This window comes from Kitasatospora sp. NPDC051702 (genome assembly GCF_040681575.1).
In the GTDB taxonomy this organism is placed as follows: domain Bacteria; phylum Actinomycetota; class Actinomycetes; order Streptomycetales; family Streptomycetaceae; genus Kitasatospora.
Genome location: NZ_JBFAZB010000001.1, coordinates 304,830 through 321,194 on the forward strand (window position 1 = coordinate 304,830; position 16,365 = coordinate 321,194).

Sequence of the window (16,365 nt, forward strand, 5' to 3'; positions counted from 1 at the left end):
CTGGCCGGGCGGCGCGGGCTGGGTCGGCGGGTCCGGGGCGGGGGGGGGGGGGGCGGGGTCGCCGCGGGCGGGCGGGTGGCGACCCGGCGGGGCCGCTCCGGTGTCAGTGGCATCGGCTAGGGTCACGAGCATGATCGATGCGACGACACGGGTCCGGATCGCCCGCCCCTCGCGGGACCTCCGGGCGGCCGAGCACTTCTACGTGGGCGGTCTCGGCCTCGACGTGCTGTGGCGCACCACCGAGCGGGTGTCCGGCGAGCACGACCTGCTCATGGTCGGACCGCCCGGGGGCGCCTGGCACTTCGAGCTCACCCACGATCCGGAGCACCCGCTGGAGCCCACCCCGACGGTCGACGACCTGTTCGTGGTCTACCTCGGCGCGCCGGTGGACGACGCCCTGGTCGCCCGGCTGGAGGCGGCCGGCGGCACCCGGGTGCCCGCCCACAACCCGTACTGGGAGGAGTTCGGCGTCACGGTGGCCGACCCGGACGGCTACCGCCTGGTGCTCTGCTCGCGCGGCTGGGGAGCCTGAGCCGGGAAATTGCCGTGCTCGGCCGGGCCCGAACGGCTACCCTTCCGCGCGGACCGAAGGAGGCCCCTCACCATGAGCACGCGCGGAACCACCGTGGACGTCCCGACGGCGGACGGCACCGCCGACGCCTACCTCGCCCACCCCGACGACGGCGGGGCCCACCCCGGCGTCATCCTCTACATGGACGCCTTCGGACTGCGGCCCCACCTGCGCCGGACGGCCGACCGCCTCGCCGCCGCCGGCTACACCGTGCTGGTCCCCAACTGCTACTACCGGCAGGGCCGGGCGCCCGTCGTCGACCTGCCGGAGCTCATCGACCCGGACGGCGACCCGTCGGTCTTCGACCGGCTCATCCCGCTGCTCGCCACGCTCACCCCCGAGGCGACCACCCGCGACGCCGACGCGTACCTGCGGTGGCTGGCCGACTCCCCGCTCGTCCAGGACGGCCCGGTCGGCCTCACCGGCTACTGCCGCGGCGCCGTGCTCGCCCTGAGGACGGCCGCCAGCCACCCGGAGCGGGTCGCGGCCGCGGCCGGGTTCCACGGCGGCAACCTCGCCACCCCGGCACCGGACAGCCCGCACCTCGGGGCCCACCGGATCACCGCGGAGCTGTACTTCGGCCACGCCGACCAGGACGGGTCGATGCCCGCCGAGCAGATGACCAGGCTCGCCGAGGCCCTCACCGCGGCCGGCGTCCGGCACCGGGCGGAGGTCTACCCGGGCGCCCTGCACGGCTACACCCAGGCCGACACCACCCGCTACGACGCGGCCGGGGACGCACGGCACTGGGACGCGCTGCTCGACCTGCTGAAGCGGACGCTGCAGGCCTGAGCCGCCCTGAGCCGGCCCGCGCGTACGGGGGCGGGTGGGCGGTGACACGGGCCCGAGGCCTGCCGGGGGCTGATGACGGGGCTGATGACGGGGTGGATCACGGGCCGGACGGCCAGGGGGCGGGATGGGTCACGACAGGGCGGGACGGGGGCAGGGCGTGACGGGGCGGGACGGGGCGGCGAGGGGCCGGGTGCAGGACCGGGAGCGCCGGACGCCGGCGCCGGAGGGCGCCCGCTCTTCGCCGGGAGGTCGACTGACGGACACGAAGGATTCGGGCTGCCGTGTCGCCGGGAGGCCAGGGTCTGAGGCCTGTCGGCCTCCGCGGCACGGCGCCTGACGGACGGTCGGGGCCCGATGAACGACCGGGCCCGATGGACGACCGGGCCCGATGGACGACCGGCGGCCCGGGACCGGGGCGCCGGTGGAGGCGTCCGCGGCCACGGCCGCCGCGGTTTGCAGGAGAACCCGCGACACCCGGCACCCGAGCCGGGGCGCGGACAGTACCCAGGGGGAAACGCACATGCGCAACACGCTGAACAGAATCGACGCACGGACCACCCGGAACGGCGGACGGACGGCGCCGCGCCCGCGGGCGGGGGGAGCCGCGGGCCGGGAGGCGCTCGGCGAACGCGTCCCCGGAGGGGTTAGCCGGGGCGAACTCGACCGCTCCGGAAGGGCGTTGCGATGGTCCGAGGCGGGGCTCGGCGGCCCGCCGGTGGTCCTGCTCGCGGACTGCGGCAGCCCGTCGCAGACCTGGGCGCCGGTGCTGCCCGAACTCGCCGCGCACAGCCGGGTGGTGGCCTACGACCGGGCCGGGCTCGGCGCGAGCGACCCGGAGCGGTCCGCCGGCCCGACCCTGGAGACCCCGGTCGGTGACCTGGCCGCCCTGGTGGAGCACCTGGACGCCGGACCGGCCGTCCTGGTCGGGCACGGTTGGGGTGGCCTGCTGGCCCAACTCCTGGCCTGGCAGCAGCCCGAGCTGGTCGCCGGACTGGTCCTGGTGGACCCGGCCCACGAGGAGTTCCAGCCGCCGGCCGTCCGCACCGCCGACGCCGTCCTGCTGAGCCTCGGGCTGATCCGGGAGGCGCTGGCGCCCGCCGCCCCCGGCGTCACGGGTGCGGCGCCCGGGGCCGGCGGCGTGGGGACCGGGACGGCGGCCGGGACGGTGGCGGTCAAGGTCGCCCGCCGCCACCAGTGGCGCGCCGCGCTCGACGAGAACCGGCTGGCCGCCCTCGCCGTCCCCGAGCTCCGCAGCAGGCGCTCCGCCGGACGGCTGCCCGACGTGCCGGTGACGGTGCTGAGCGCGAGCGACGGGCTGCCCAGGGCGCTGCGCGAGCGCTGGACCATCCTGCAGTCGAGGATCGCGGAGGGGGCCGTCCGGGGCTCGCACATCGTGGTCAGGGGAGCCGGCCACGCCGTCCACACCGACCAGCCGGAGGCCGTCGTCGCCGCCGTCCTGGAGGTCGTCGAGCACGCCCGACAGGCCCGGAACGCCTGATCCGGACCCCAACCGCCCTTCGGACGGCCCCTGCTGGGCCTTCGGCCCCCTCTGGCACACTGGGGGCCGAACGGCCCGCTGGGGAGGGTCATGACACATGGGGGAAGCGGTATGAGGGGTCCGGGTGCCGTGCTCGGCGGGCGCTACACGCTGGTCGAGCGGATCGGCGGCGGGGGCATGGGCACCGTCTGGCGGGCCGAGGACACGGTGCTGGCGCGCTCCGTCGCCGTCAAGATCCTGCACTCGGCGCTGTTCGAGGACGACACCTTCATCCAGCGCTTCCGGCGGGAGGCCCAGCTCGTCGCCGCGATCGACCATCCGGCGGTCGTGGACGTGCACGACTACGGCGAGACCGGCGGGCGCCCGGCGGGCGCCGCGGGCGGCTCCGGTGACGACGGCGGGGCCGACGGGGCTGACGGCGGCGGGGACGGAGACGGCGGCGGGGAGGGCGGCGGCGGGGAGGAGCGCTGCGCCTACATCGTCATGGAGCTGATCGACGGGCGGCCGGTGGACCGGGTGCTCGCCGAGGAGGGCCCGATGGCGCCCGACCGCGCGCTCGGCCTGGTCGCGGCCGCCCTGGACGGACTGCACGCCGCACACCTCCGCGAGATCGTGCACCGTGACCTCAAGCCGTCCAACCTGATGCTGCGCGCGGACGGCCGGGTGACCATCACGGACTTCGGGATCGCCCGGGCGATCGCCAGCACCAAGATCACCGCCTCGCACGCGATCGTCGGGACGGCGCTCTACATGGCCCCCGAGCAGGCCGAGGGCCTGGGGACCGGCCCGGCCGCCGACCTCTACTCGATCGGCGTGGTCTGCTACGAACTGCTCACCGGGCGGCCGCCGTTCACGGGCGAGGGGGTGCTGGAGGTCGCCCTCAAGCACGTCCGGCAGCCGGCCCCGGACCTGCCGGAGACCTTCCCGGCGGCGGTCCGGGAGCTGGTCGCGAGGGCGCTGGCGAAGAAGCCCGAGGACCGTTACGCCGACGCCGCCGAGATGGCGGCAGCGGCGCGGGCCGCGGTCGGCGGGGCGGGTGCCGGCGGGGTAGGTGCCGGCGGGGCGGGTGCCGAGGGCGCGAACGGCGCCGGCGCCCGGGCGGACAGCGGGACGATCGACCTCAGGGGAGCTGCTCCCGGAGGTGCCGCCGGTGCTCCTGGTGCCGCCGCAGGCGCACCGGAGGAGAAGGCCGCGGACGGCGCGGCGCCCGCCGGCGGAGCCGCCGACCGCCCCGCACCGGACGAGGTCGCGAAGGTGGAGCCGCAGGCGGTCACCGAGCCGGTCCGGCGCCGCTCGCGGCGGGCACTGCTGGTGCCGGTCGTCATTCCCGTGGTGATCTCGCTGGGCACCGCCACCGTCCTGCTGGTCGACCGCGGGCCCGGCCGCTCGGACGCGGCCGTGCCGCCCGCCGCCCAGGCCACCGTGGTCGTGACGGCGCCGGCGGCGCCCGCGGCGGGTACCGAGACCCCCACGGCCGCCGCCACCACGACGCCCGCCACCCCGACCCCGTCCGACACCCCGGCGGCGACCCCCGCGGCCGACCCGTCGGCGGGCGCCCCGAACCAGCAGGGCGCGCCGGTGCCCGCCCCCGCGCCCGGGCAGGCCGGCAGCGGCACCTCGGCGGGCCGTGGCAGCGGAGCCGGTGCGGGCGGCGGCGCGGCAGCCGGCGGGTCCGCCTCCGGAGGAGCCGCCTCGGGCGGTACGCAGTCCGGGGGCGGAGCCTCGGGCGGCCAGAACGGTGGCGCGGGTGGTGGCACGCCCAACCAGCCGGCCAACCCCAACCCGCAGCCGCCCGCCCAGAACGCGGCCGGTGGCGCCGCCGCCGGTGGCGGGTCCCCGGCCGGGGGCGGTTCACCGGCCGGCGGGGGCTCCCCGTCGGGTGGCGGCAACCCGCCCGCGCCGCAGACCCCGGCCCGCCCCGCGTCCTGCGGCGGCACCAGCTGGACGACCATCGTCAGCGTGCAGGACGGCCGCCCCATCGGGTTGTCCCGCGACTCGCTCAGCGGCGGCGACAACCCGGTCGTGGTCGGCGGCGCCTCCCAGTACGGCTGGGTGCGGGCGACCAACCCCGGGGCCTGGATCCTGTTCAACGCCTGCAACAGCGGCGGCCCGCAGCTCGTCCAGACCACGGACGGCAAGGTGGTGCTGAACGGCGGCTTCAGCTTCCTGACCAACTGGACGGTGCGCAACGGCACGGCCCAGGGCTCCTACACCCTGGCCGACTTCCAGAACCAGGTCTGCATGACCAACAACGGCCCGGGCAGCCCGGTCACCATGGTCGCCTGCACGCCGGGCAACGCCGCCCAGGAGTGGCGCTTCCAGTAACGGCGCCGCCGTTTCCGCCAACCACCTTTTCGTCTGGGGCACTTCACGCAGCGCCACGCGGAGCTGACGGTGCGTCGACAGCCGGCCGTCGGGCCGCCCGCCCGGCGGCCTTCGCGTTCAACTCGCCGACTGCGCACCGGAGTCGGGCGAACACGCGAGCAGTCGGGGCTAGCAGTCGCGGCGGCCGAGGGCAAGGGTGGCCGGTGGCGGGACCTCGCCAACCGGATGTCAAGATTCCGTATGGGAAGTTCTACAGCGGTGTAAAAGTCGATTTGCGGCCACTCGGGGCGGTCGACCCGGAGGGCGTTCGGCGGCCGGTCGCGCATCGGAGCAGGTCGGCGGTGATGGTTCGGACGGGAACTGTCGCCGTGGTAGTTCGAATTGCCCTGTTTTGCCCACCCCGTAGAAGGCGGTCCGGGCTGGCGGGACCTGGCCAATTCCTGAAGCAGACCTGTCAATTCATCTGGTGCATCGTCATGCTTCTTCTCAACCCCGGCGCCGGCCCCCACCCCCACCCCTCGGTGGCCCGCCGCTCGAACACCCGGGGTTTCAGCACGTCAGCGCCCGTTCCGCCCCCACAGGTGCCGACCCCGGCCCCCGGGACGCGGCGTGACCGCGGCCAGCCGCGGTTTCCCGGAAGGACTCGTACGTGAAGCGTAAGCTCGCGGCCGTCGCCGTTCTCTCGGCCACGGCCCTCCTGACCGGTGTGATCCAGGTGAGCACCGCCGCCCAGGCCAGCCCCGCCCCCGCCGGCCAGACCGGGGAAGCCCGCGCCGCCCAGGCCGCCCGGCAGCACGCGGCCGTGTTGGCGCTGGCCGGCGACCAGTCCGGCCCGCTCGCCGACGCCCTCGCCCTGGGCGGGCAGGAGCGGCTCGTCGCCAAGGACGCCGTCGTGGACAAGGACGGCACCCGCCACCTGCGCTTCGAGCGCACCTACGCCGGCCTGCCGGTGCTCGGCGGCGACCTGGTCGTCCACCAGAAGGCCGACGGCTCGGTGAAGGCGGTGAACAAGGCCGTCACCGCGCAGCTGAGCCTGCCGAGCCTCACCCCGCGGATCCCGGCCGACCAGGCGGCCGCGCAGGCCACCGGCGCGGTCCAGGCCACCGTCGGCGCCACCCTCGACGCCGACGAGTCGCCGCTGACGGCCGTGCACCGGACCGGCAAGGCCGAGCTGGTGGTCTGGGCGAGCGACGGCAACCCGCGCCTGGCCTACCGCACCACCGTCGAGGGCGTGCGCGCCGACGGCACCCCGAGCAGCCAGGTCCTCGTCACCGACGCCGCCAGCGGCAAGGTCCTGTCCACCCACGAGAAGGTGCAGACCGCCGCCGGCACCGGTACCGGCGTCTTCGTCGGCCAGGTGCCGCTCACCACCGCGCAGGACGGGTCGAGCTACTCGCTGAAGGACGACTCCCGCGGCGGCCAGTCCACCAGCGACATGAACAACGGGACCACGGGCAGCGGCTCCCCGTTCGCCAACACGTCCAACTCCTTCGGCGACGGCACCGCCGGAAACCGCGAGTCCGCCGCCGTGGACGCCCAGTTCGGCGCCGCCACGACCTGGGACTTCTACAAGAGCGCCTTCGGCCGCAACGGCATCCGCAACGACGGCGTCGGCGCCGCCAGCCGCGTGCACTACGGCTCCAACTACGTCAACGCGTTCTGGAGCGACGACTGCTTCTGCATGACGTACGGGGACGGCAGCGGCGACACCCACCCGCTCACCGAGATCGACGTCGCCGGGCACGAGATGAGCCACGGCGTCACCGCCGCCACCGCGAACCTCAACTACTCCGGGGAGTCCGGAGGCCTGAACGAGGCCACCTCCGACATCATGGGCACGATGGTCGAGTGGTACGCCAACCTGCCCTCCAACCCGCCGAACTACCAGATCGGCGAGCTGGTCAACCTGCGCGGCGACGGCAGCCCGCTGCGCTACATGGACCAGCCCAGCAAGGACGGCCAGTCCGCGGACTCCTGGTCCGCCGACGTCGGCAACCTGGACGTGCACTACTCGTCCGGCGTGGCGAACCACTTCTTCTACCTGCTGTCCGAGGGCAGCGGCGCGAAGAGCATCAACGGGTTCGACTACAACAGCCCGACCTCCGACGGCTCGACGCTCAGCGGCATCGGCCGGGACAAGGCCGCGCAGATCTGGTACCGCGCCCTGACCGTCTACTTCACCTCCACCACCGACTACGCGGGCGCCCGGGCGGGCACCCTCAGCGCGGCCTCGGACCTGTACGGCGCCGACAGTGCCGAGTACAACGCCGTCGCCGCCGCCTGGACGGCGGTGAACGTCAACTGAGGCCGATGGCGGCCTGAACAACGGTCCTGCCGACCGTGGGTGCCGGCCGGCAGGACGGAACGGCGGGGGTGACGGTGTGCGGACCACCGTCGCCCCCGCCGTCGTGCGCTCACCGTCGCCCTCCGGTGCTCATCGACCCACCGGTTCACCGGCCCACCGGTTCACCGACCGGGTCCGGTGTGGCCGGGGCGCTCGGTTCGCGGCGGCGGTAGCGGCGCTCCGTCGCGGTGCAGGCGGCCAGCAGCAGGGCGGTGGCGGCCGCGGCGGCGGTCACGGCGAACGGCGCGGCGGGCGAGAAGTGGGTGGTGGCCCAGCCGCCCAGGAAGGTGCCGGCCGACTGGGCCAGGATCAGCGCGCTGACCAGCACAGCCATCGCCTCGCCCAGCCGGGCGGCCGGGACCGTCCGCTCCACCAGGCCGAACATCGTGATCATCTGCGGGGCCACCGCCACCCCGAGCAGGCCGACGGCCGCGGTCAGCGTCCACAGTCCGCCGCCGGAGACCAGCAGGACGCAGGAGGCGGTGAACAGCAGCACCGTGCCGGCCCGCAGCCGGGACGGCAGCCCCCACCGGGCGGGGAGGGCGGCGGTGGCGATCCCGGCCACGGAGCTGGTGCAGCCGATGAAGCCGTAAAGCAGCCCGGCGGCGCCCGGCCGGCCGAGGGCCTCGGTCGTGGCCGTCACCCCGACCTGCACGGAGCCGAAGCACGCGCCGAGCAGCGCCATCCCGGCCAGCAGCAGGACGTACGGGGTGCTCAGCAGCCGCTCGCCGTTCCCCGCCGGGGACTTGGGGACGCCCGGGGAGGCGGTCGGGTGCAGTGCGAACAGGGTGGCGCAGACGCCGGACAGGGCGGCGGCCGTGAGCAGCCCGACCGAGGGGGAGACGACGGTGGCGAGCACGCCGACCAGCGCGGGCCCGGCGGTGAAGCCGATCTCGTCCACGATTCCGTCCAGCGACAGCATGGTGGAAGTCAACTCCGGCTCCCCGGCGGCCAGTCGGACCCACCGGCTGCGGGACAGCGGGCCCACCAGCGGGACGGACAGGCCGATCAGCGCCGCCGCCGCGACCTGCCAGCCGAGGGCCAGCCCGTCCTCCGAGGCCGCCACCAGGGCGACCAGCGCGGTGGCGTTCACCAGTGCGGCGACCAGCCCGACCGTCCGCTGCCCGCGCCGGTCGGCGAGACGGCCCACCAGCGGTCCGCCGACGGCCTGCCCGCCCGCCAGCGCCCCGGCCACCAGGGAGCCGCACCACACGCTGCCGGTGTTCCGGCTGACCAGCAGCAGGGTGCCGATCGGGCTCATCGCGTTCGGCAGCCGGCCGAGCAGCGACCACAGCAGCACGCGGCCTCCGGTCAGTCGCGCGGCTGTTCGGAACTTGACGACCATGGACGCGGACATCGGCGCACGACCCCAAACGGAGCCGACGCGGGCGCCCGCCTCCCGTCGTCGGCCCGGTCAGGCGACTGCGACCTGCGGGTGAGCCTCGACGGTAGGGGCGGCCGGTGCGGCCGGGTAACCGTCCGATCACCCAGTGCAGTCGGGGTGCGGGCGGGGGAGCGGTTGGAGGAGTTGACAACGCGGTCGCCCCGCGCCGGTGGCTTCCGACAGTCCGGCGGCCCGGCGGCGGGTCGGTCGACCGCCCTGACTGATCGTCAATTCTTTTCTGCACGCCGTCGGCCGTAAGTCGTCAGCCCGTCAGTGGTCAGTCGTCAGCCGGTGAGGTCCGCCCGGATCTGGTCCAGGATCAGGCCGGCGCCGGTGTAGCCGATGCCGAGCATCCACAGGTTGTCGTCCACGCGGAACACCCGGCCGTTGCGGACGGCGTCCAGGTTCTTCCAGAGCGCCCCCTCGGTGATCCTGCCCTGGTCGGACTTGGCCGCGTCCCCGTAGACCGAGTAGAAGATGGCGTCGGCCGCCGCCTGGTCGACCTGTTCGGGGCTGATCTCGACGGAGAACCCGGGCTTGTCCTGGTTGGCGGGGCGGCCGAGCCCGAGGTCCTTGAACAGCGAGCCGACGAAGGTGTCGTTGAGGTAGAGCCTGGTCGGTGCACCGGCCAGGAAGCGGGCCATCGCGACCCGGGTGGCGGCGGTCCGGGCCGGGCCGCCGAGCGCGGTGACGAGGCCCCGGGCCTTGGTCCGGTACGCCGCGTCGGCCGCCTCGGCCTCGCCCTGCCGCCCCAGCGCCTCGGCGTGCAGCCGGACGTTCTCCTTCCAGGTCGGCCCGGTGGTCTTCGAGAGCACCGTCGGCGCGATCTTCGACAGTCCGTCGTACCGCTGGTCGTCGCGGACCTGGTTGCTCAGGATGAGGTCCGGCCGCAGCGCGGCGATCGCCTCCAGGCTGGGCTGGCCGATGGCTCCGACGGCCTTCGTCCCCGCCAGCCGGTCGGCGGGCAGGTAGCCGGGGAAGGACGCGCCCGCGGAGACGGTGGTCGCGCCGACGGGGGTGAGGCCGAGGGTGACCGCCGAGTCCAGTGCGTCGGTGTCCAGCACCACCACCCGGGCCGCCCTGGCGGGTACCCGGGTCTCGCCGCGGGCGTGCCGGACGGTGCGGGGGCCGGCGCCGCCGGAAGGGCCGCCCCCCGGGGCGGACGCGCCGGTGCCCGGGGAGGGCTGGTCCGCCCCGCAGCCGGTGAGCGCGGGACCGAGCACGAGGCCCGGGGCGAGCCGGGCGGCGAGGCCGAGTGCGGTGCGGCGGCTGAGCGGTCGGGGCATCGGCGGATCCTCCAACGGGCGGGCGGGGCGCGGGAATTCCTGCCCGTCCGTCGGGGTGGTCATGCGTCGGGGTCGGTCTCGCGCCGCTGGCGCAGCAGGTCGTCGTAGTCGGCCTGCACCCGGCGGTCCATCGCCAGGGCGAACTGGGCGTCGACGACCGTACGGGCCAGCGGCCGGACCCGCACTATGCGTTCGGTGAGCCGCGCGGCCTCGCCGGGCGGCAGCGGGGCGTCGCCGGCCAGGGCGCCGAGCAGGTGCTCGCCGACCAGGTCGACGAAGACCTCCGCGATGGCGTCCACGTGCTCCTGGGTGCGCCTGCTGGCGTCCAGGACGGCCGAGAGCGGCACGCCCTCGGCGACCAGCGCGGTGGTGGCGTCCATCAGCCGCCGGCTGACGTGGGTGATCCCGTCGTCGTCGACCGAGATGAAGCCCTGGGAGATCGACTCGGCGGTGTTCTCCTCGGTGAGCTGCTCCCCGAAGACGGCGCGCAGTTCGTCCCAGTCCAGGCGCACCGGCGTCTCGTCCGACCAGGGTGCGACGATCGCGGCCTCCAGTCCGATCAGCTCGGCGACGTCCCGCCCGCTCTCGCCGGCGCCGATCAGCTCGGCGATGCCGCCCAGGGTGTGGCCGCGCTCCAGCAGTTCGCCGATCATCCGCAGCCGGGCGAGGTGCTCCTCGCCGTACCAGGCGATCCGGCCCTCCTTGCGGGGAGGCTGGAGGAGTTTGCGCTCGCGGTAGAAGCGCAGGGTCCGGGTGGTGATACCGGCCGCCTCGGCCAGTTCCTCCACGCGGTACTCGCGCTTTTTGTCGTCGGCAGCAGCTCTGACCTTGTCCACGGCGATCAGCATAGGTCCGTCGCCTCGGGCGGTTCCCGAATCAGGATGGTCGCGCTTCTTCCATCCGGTGTCAGCAAGGGCTACCCTGCCAATCGTGCCAGTGATTACTGGCGCGATTGGCAGGGTCCCGGGGCCGGCCCCCGGGAGGCAGCACCACCGCGGCCCCGACGGCGCCGCCCGCACGTGATGAGTGGCACCGGCGGTGCCGCCCGCACATGATGAGCGGCACCCGTCAGGCAGCCCGAAGATCACCGCCCACCCTCAGGAGGAGGCCGCATGGCATCCAGCAGCAAGCGCCCCCGCTCCGGCGCGTCCGGCGCCCCGGCGGAGGAGGCCGCCCCGGTGGGCGAGGCCGTCCCGGTGGGCGAGGCCGCCCCGCACGTGCGGGTGGCGGTGATCGGCTCCGGGTTCGGCGGCCTCGGCGCGGCGGTGCGGCTGCGCCGTGCCGGCATCACCGACTTCGTCGTCCTGGAACGCGCGGACTCGGTCGGCGGCACCTGGCGCGACAACAGCTACCCGGGCTGCGCCTGCGACGTGCCCTCGCACCTCTACTCCTTCTCCTTCGCGCCCAACCCCGAATGGCCGCGCAGCTTCTCCGGCCAGCCCGACATCCGCGCCTACCTGGAGAAGGTCGCCACCGTCTTCGGCCTCCGCCCCCACCTGCGCTTCGGGGCCGAGGTGCTGGAGGCGCGCTGGGAGGCGGAGCGGACCCGCTGGCGGATCACCACCTCGGCCGGCCAGTGGACCGCCGACGCCGTGGTGTCCGCCGCCGGACCGCTCGCCGACCCGCAGATCCCCGACCTGCCCGGGCTCGCCTCCTTCCCCGGCAAGGTGTTCCACTCCTCCCGCTGGGACCACGACTACGACCTGGCCGGCAAGCGGGTCGCCATCGTCGGCACCGGCGCCTCCGCCGCCCAGATCATCCCGTCGATCCAGCCGGAGGTCGGGAAGCTGACGGTCTTCCAGCGCACCCCCGCCTGGGTCCTGCCGCGCCGGGACCGCGAGATCAGCCGGCTCGAGAAGTGGTTGCACGACCGCCTGCCCGTCACCGGCAGGATCCGCCGCGGCACCCTGTTCGCGCTCCGCGAGCTCCAGGTCGACGCCTTCGTCCGACGCCCGGGCATGCTGAAGGTGGTCCAGCAGTTCGCCGAACGCCACCTCGCCCAGGGCGTCGCCGACCCGGCCCTGCGCGCCAAGCTCACCCCCGACTACCGCATCGGCTGCAAGCGCATCCTGCTCAGCAACACCTACTACCCCGCGCTCGCCGCCGCCAACACCGAGGTGGTCGCCTCCGGCCTGCGCGAACTGCGCGGCTCCACCCTGGTCGCCGCCGACGGCACCGAGCACGAGGTGGACGCCATCGTCTTCGGCACCGGGTTCCACGTCACCGACATGCCCATCGGTGCCCGGGTGTTCGGCGCCGACGGCACCAGCCTGGCCGAGCAGTGGAAGGACGGCATGGAGGCCCTGCGCGGCTCGACCGTGCACGGCTTCCCGAACCTCTTCTTCGTGATCGGCCCCAACACCGGCCTCGGGAACAGCTCGATGATCCTGATGATCGAGTCCCAGCTGAACTACCTGATCGACGCGCTCACCACCCTCGACACCGTCGGCGCCACCGCGATGCAGCCCACCGTCCGCGCCCAGCGCCAGTGGAACCTCGAACTCCAGCACCGGATGGACCGCACCGTCTGGACGACCGGTGGCTGCCGCAGCTGGTACCTCGACCCGAACGGCCGGAACACCGTGCTCTGGCCCGGCTCCACCACCGCGTTCCGCCGTGCCACCCGAAGAGTCGACCTCGGCGAGTACGAGTTGATCATGCGCACCGCACCTTCCGCCGCCCCCGCCGTCCAGGAGGTGTCCGCATGAGCGCCGACCGTCTGCCCGCCGAGTACGTCCCGCCCACGCCCGTCGAGGAGTTGAGCGTGCGCTCGGCCGACGGCGTCAGGCTGCACGTCGAGGTGCACGGCCAGCCCGGGGCGCCGACCGTGGTGCTCGCCCACGGCTGGACCTGCTCGACCGCCTTCTGGGCCCCGGTGATCCGCCGACTCGCCGACCGGTACCGGGTGGTGGCGTACGACCAGCGCGGCCACGGGCGGAGCGAGATCCCGCCGAGCCGGGCCCGCTACTCCACCCGCGCGCTCGCCGAGGACCTCGCCGCCGTGCTTGCCCGGACCGTTCCGGCGGGGGAGCGGGCCGTGCTCGCCGGGCACAGCATGGGCGGGATGACCATCATGGCCGCCGGCGGACGCCCCGGGGTCGCCGAGCGCACCGCCGCCGCCGTCCTGATCTCCACCGGGCCGTCCGAGCTGGTGGACCGGCTCACCGTCCTGCCGGGCGCGGTGCGCCCGCCGTGGCTGCGCCGCTTCCTGCACCGGCAGCTGCTGCGCTCCCGGCTGCCGCTCGGGCCGGTCACGTCCGTCAGCCGCGCCGCGCTCAAGTACGCCACCATGGGGCCGGGTTCGGCCGCCGGGCAGGTCGAGGCGACGGCGCGGATCGTGCACGCCTGCCCGACGGGCGTGCGCGTCCACTGGGCCGGCGTCCTCGACCGGCTGGACGTCCACGCCGGGCTCGCCCGGCTCGCCGTGCCGACGGCGGTCGTGGTCGGCACCGCCGACCGGCTGACCCCGCCCGTGCACGCGCACCGGATGGTCGCCGAACTCGCCTACCCACAGGGGCTGTTGCTGCTGCCGGGGGTCGGCCACATGGCCCCGCTGGAGCGGCCGGTGGAGGTCGCCGCCGAGATCCACCGGCTGGCCGCCGCGCACCTGTCCGGTAAGCCGGCCGCCGAGCCCACCGCCGAGCCCACCGCAGCGCCCACCGCCGAGCCCACCGTGTCCGCCGAAACCCCTGCCGGCCCCGCCACCGAGAGGACCGCCGTCGCATGAACGCCGTTCCGCCGCTGTCCGCACAGGTCGTCGTCATCACCGGAGCCGCCCGCGGGGTCGGCGCCTCGCTGGCCCGCACGCTCGCGCGGCGCGGAGCCACCGTCGCCCTCCTCGGCCTGGAACCCGAGGAGCTCAAGGCCGTCGCGGCGCAGTGCGGGCCCGGCGCGACCAGCTGGGAGGTCGACGTCACCGACCTCGACGCGCTGACCGACGCCGCCCGCCGGATCAAGGAGCACCACGGCCGGATCGACACCGTGGTCGCCAACGCCGGCATCGCCATCGGCGGGCCGCTCGCGGACAGCGACCACCGCGCCTTCACCCGGGTGATCGAGGTGAACCTGCTCGGCAGCGTCGCCACCGCCCGGGCCTTCCTGCCCGCACTGACCGAGAGCCGGGGCTACCTGCTGCAGATCGCCTCGCTGGCCGCGCTGACGCCCGCGCCGCTGATGAGCGCGTACTGCGCCAGCAAGTCCGGGGTGGAGGCCTTCGCCCACTCGCTCCGCGCCGAGGTCGCCCACCAGGGGGTCAAGGTCGGTGTGGGGTACTTGAGTTGGACCGACACGGACATGGTGCGCGGGGCCGACGAGGACACCGTGCTGCGGCAGATGCGCACCCGGCTTCCGTGGCCGGCGAACAAGACGTACCCGCTGGAGCCGGCGGTGGAGCGGATCGCCGCGGGCATCGCCCGCCGGTCCGCCCACGTCTACGCCCAGGCCTGGCTGCGCGGGATGCAGCCCGTCCGCTGGGTGCTGCCGAGCCTGATCGCGGCTGTCGGCTCCCGTGACGTCGCCAAGCTCGCCCCGCAGCTCGCGGCCACCGCGGCCTCCCGGCTGCGCGCCGTCGGCGCCGGGGGCGCGGCGGACACGGCGGTCCGGCGGAGCCACAGCGGCCCGGGGGGCGGCGCCGACGCCCGGTGACGGATGACAAGTAACAGATAACAGATAACAGCTGACAGATGTTGAAATCTGTCAGCTGTTATCTGTTCGCCGTCAGCTGTCAGTCGTCAGCTGTCAGCTGTCAGCCGCCCTGGTCGCTCGGCCCCCCGCCCCTCCGGCCCCCGCCGTCGCGATCCGCGCCAGCGTCCCCAGGGCCCGTGCCAGCACCGGCAGGGTCGGCGAGGCGAGCCCGACCCGGACCGCGGCCGGTGACCGGCGCGGGTCCACGGCGAACGCCGCCGCGGGTGTGATCGAGATCCCGGCCCGCGCGGCCGCCGCCACGAAGGCCTCCGCCCGCCAGGCCCCCGGCAGCTCCCACCACAGGTAGTACGAGCACGGGTCGGCCCGCACCCGCTGCCCCGCCAGCACCTCGCGCGCCAGCGCCTGCCGGTCCGCCGCGTCGGCCCGCTTGGCGGCCTCGGTCGCGGCCAGGGTGCCGTCCCCGATCCAGCGCACCGCCGCCTCCAGCGCGAACCCGTTCGGCGTCCACCCGCCCGACCGCAGCGCGCCCGCCACCTGCTCGCGCAGCGCGCCGGGGGTGAGTGCGAACCCGCTGGTCAGCCCGGGCGCGAGCCGCTTTGACAGGCTGTCCACGAGAACGGTGCGCTCCGGGGCCAACGCGGCCAGCGGCGTCAGGTCGGGCCGCAGGAACGACCAGACGGCGTCCTCGACCACCGGCAGGTCGAGCCGTCGCAGTTCCTCCGCGAGCGCCGCCAGCCGCGCGGGCGGCATGCTCGCACCGAGCGGGTTCTGCAGCCGGGGCTGCACGTACACGGCGCGCAGCGGAGCCGCGCGGTGGGCGGCCGCGACGGCCTCGGGCAGCAGCCCGTCCTCGTCCACGGCCAGCGGCACCAGGCGGATGCCCAGTCGCTGCGCCACGGCCTTGACCACCGGATAGGTGAGCGCCTCCACGCCCAGCCGCTGCCCGGGCGGCACGAGTGCGGACAGCGCTCCCGCGGCGGCCTGCCGCCCGTTGCCCGCGAACAGCAGGTCCGCGGGCTCGGCCTGCCAGGAGCCGGCGGAGAGCAGGCCGGCGAAGGCCAGCCGGGCCGCGTCCGTGCCGGCCGCGCCGACCGGGCGCAGCGCGTCGCCGAGCGCGTCCGGCCGCAGCAGCGGTGCGAGTCCGCCGGCGAGCAGTTCGGCCTGCCCGGGGGTGACGGGGTAGTTGAGTTCCAGGTCGACGGGTGCGCTGGTCGGTTCGGCGAGTGCGATGCGGCCGTCCTCCGTGCTCCGCCCGGCGCGGACGAAGGTGCCGCGCCCGACCTCGCCGACGGTCAGTCCGCGGCGGGCGAGTTCCCGGTAGACGCGTCCCGCCGTCGAGGCGGCGATGCCCCGGCTGCGGGCGAAGGCGCGTTGGGTGGGCAGCTGCTGCCCGGGCCGCAGGCGTCCGTCGGTGATGTCGGCGGCGACCCGGTCGGCGATCAGGCGGTAGTCGTCCATCGGTGTCGTCCCTCCGTGCTGTCGCCCGGTGCCGTCCCGGTGCCGTCCCGGCTCGTCCCGGTG

At 75.2% G+C, this 16,365-nt stretch carries 12 protein-coding genes; 8 read left to right on the top strand and 4 right to left on the bottom strand.

Going from position 1 to position 16,365, the window contains the following annotated elements; all coding sequences use genetic code 11:
- Positions 1 to 130 precede the first annotated feature (130 nt).
- The 5 genes from AB0N04_RS01280 (at position 131) to AB0N04_RS01300 (ending at position 7,491) form a co-directional block, all read left to right on the top strand.
- A complete protein-coding gene (locus AB0N04_RS01280) occupies positions 131 to 532 on the top strand; it encodes a VOC family protein (protein WP_360219712.1) in 402 nt (133 codons plus the stop codon).
- 72 nt (positions 533 to 604) lie between these two features.
- A complete protein-coding gene (locus AB0N04_RS01285; protein ID WP_360219709.1) occupies positions 605 to 1,363 on the top strand; it encodes a dienelactone hydrolase family protein in 759 nt (252 codons plus the stop codon).
- Between the two features lie 679 nt (positions 1,364 to 2,042).
- Positions 2,043 to 2,861 carry an alpha/beta hydrolase gene (locus AB0N04_RS01290; protein WP_360219706.1) on the top strand — a complete coding sequence of 273 codons (819 nt, stop codon included), beginning with the start codon at positions 2,043 to 2,045 and terminating at the stop codon, positions 2,859 to 2,861.
- A gap of 111 nt (positions 2,862 to 2,972) precedes the next feature.
- On the top strand, positions 2,973 to 5,186 hold the full coding sequence (locus AB0N04_RS01295) for a serine/threonine-protein kinase (protein ID WP_360219704.1): 2,214 nt from the start codon (positions 2,973 to 2,975) through the stop codon (positions 5,184 to 5,186).
- A gap of 649 nt (positions 5,187 to 5,835) precedes the next feature.
- Positions 5,836 to 7,491 carry a M4 family metallopeptidase gene (locus tag AB0N04_RS01300; RefSeq protein WP_360219702.1) on the top strand — a complete coding sequence of 552 codons (1,656 nt, stop codon included), beginning with the start codon at positions 5,836 to 5,838 and terminating at the stop codon, positions 7,489 to 7,491.
- A gap of 145 nt (positions 7,492 to 7,636) precedes the next feature.
- On the opposite strand, the gene AB0N04_RS01305 is transcribed toward AB0N04_RS01300, so the two are convergent.
- From AB0N04_RS01305 to AB0N04_RS01315, 3 genes are all read right to left on the bottom strand, one after another.
- A complete protein-coding gene (locus tag AB0N04_RS01305) occupies positions 7,637 to 8,887 on the bottom strand; it encodes an MFS transporter (RefSeq protein ID WP_360219700.1) in 1,251 nt (416 codons plus the stop codon).
- A 311-nt stretch (positions 8,888 to 9,198) separates the two neighbouring features.
- The gene (locus tag AB0N04_RS01310; protein WP_360219697.1) at positions 9,199 to 10,200 is read right to left on the bottom strand and encodes an iron-siderophore ABC transporter substrate-binding protein; all 1,002 of its coding nucleotides are present in this window, start codon (positions 10,198 to 10,200) and stop codon (positions 9,199 to 9,201) included.
- A 59-nt stretch (positions 10,201 to 10,259) separates the two neighbouring features.
- The gene (locus AB0N04_RS01315; RefSeq protein WP_360219694.1) at positions 10,260 to 11,036 is read right to left on the bottom strand and encodes a MerR family transcriptional regulator; all 777 of its coding nucleotides are present in this window, start codon (positions 11,034 to 11,036) and stop codon (positions 10,260 to 10,262) included.
- 276 nt (positions 11,037 to 11,312) lie between these two features.
- Between AB0N04_RS01315 and AB0N04_RS01320 the strand changes: the two genes are divergently transcribed.
- Genes AB0N04_RS01320 through AB0N04_RS01330 form a run of 3 tightly spaced genes read left to right on the top strand, consistent with a single transcriptional unit; the run spans position 11,313 to position 14,844 of the window.
- Positions 11,313 to 12,908, top strand: coding sequence for an NAD(P)/FAD-dependent oxidoreductase (locus tag AB0N04_RS01320; RefSeq protein WP_360219691.1), 1,596 nt, complete (start codon positions 11,313 to 11,315; stop codon positions 12,906 to 12,908).
- The gene (locus AB0N04_RS01325) at positions 12,905 to 13,927 is read left to right on the top strand and encodes an alpha/beta fold hydrolase (protein ID WP_360219688.1); all 1,023 of its coding nucleotides are present in this window, start codon (positions 12,905 to 12,907) and stop codon (positions 13,925 to 13,927) included. The genes AB0N04_RS01320 and AB0N04_RS01325 overlap by 4 nt, the downstream gene beginning before the upstream one ends.
- The gene (locus AB0N04_RS01330) at positions 13,924 to 14,844 is read left to right on the top strand and encodes an SDR family oxidoreductase (protein WP_360219685.1); all 921 of its coding nucleotides are present in this window, start codon (positions 13,924 to 13,926) and stop codon (positions 14,842 to 14,844) included. Before AB0N04_RS01325 ends, AB0N04_RS01330 begins: the two co-directional genes overlap by 4 nt.
- Positions 14,845 to 14,937: 93 nt before the next feature.
- On the opposite strand, the gene AB0N04_RS01335 is transcribed toward AB0N04_RS01330, so the two are convergent.
- Positions 14,938 to 16,302 (bottom strand): PLP-dependent aminotransferase family protein, encoded by a 1,365-nt coding sequence (locus tag AB0N04_RS01335; protein WP_360219682.1) that lies wholly within the window; start codon positions 16,300 to 16,302, stop codon positions 14,938 to 14,940.
- Between the last annotated feature and the right edge of the window lie 63 nt (positions 16,303 to 16,365).

Excerpts from the sequence above, each read along its gene's own strand:
- AB0N04_RS01280 (WP_360219712.1), top strand. The coding sequence starts at position 131 with ATGATCGATGCGACGACACGGGTCCGGATCGCCCGCCCCTCGCGGGAC.
- AB0N04_RS01285 (WP_360219709.1), top strand. The coding sequence starts at position 605 with ATGAGCACGCGCGGAACCACCGTGGACGTCCCGACGGCGGACGGCACC.
- AB0N04_RS01295 (WP_360219704.1), top strand. The coding sequence starts at position 2,973 with ATGAGGGGTCCGGGTGCCGTGCTCGGCGGGCGCTACACGCTGGTCGAG.
- AB0N04_RS01305 (WP_360219700.1), bottom strand. The coding sequence starts at position 8,887 with ATGTCCGCGTCCATGGTCGTCAAGTTCCGAACAGCCGCGCGACTGACC.
- AB0N04_RS01310 (WP_360219697.1), bottom strand. The coding sequence starts at position 10,200 with ATGCCCCGACCGCTCAGCCGCCGCACCGCACTCGGCCTCGCCGCCCGG.
- AB0N04_RS01320 (WP_360219691.1), top strand. The coding sequence starts at position 11,313 with ATGGCATCCAGCAGCAAGCGCCCCCGCTCCGGCGCGTCCGGCGCCCCG.
- AB0N04_RS01325 (WP_360219688.1), top strand. The coding sequence starts at position 12,905 with ATGAGCGCCGACCGTCTGCCCGCCGAGTACGTCCCGCCCACGCCCGTC.
- AB0N04_RS01330 (WP_360219685.1), top strand. The coding sequence starts at position 13,924 with ATGAACGCCGTTCCGCCGCTGTCCGCACAGGTCGTCGTCATCACCGGA.
- AB0N04_RS01335 (WP_360219682.1), bottom strand. The coding sequence starts at position 16,302 with ATGGACGACTACCGCCTGATCGCCGACCGGGTCGCCGCCGACATCACC.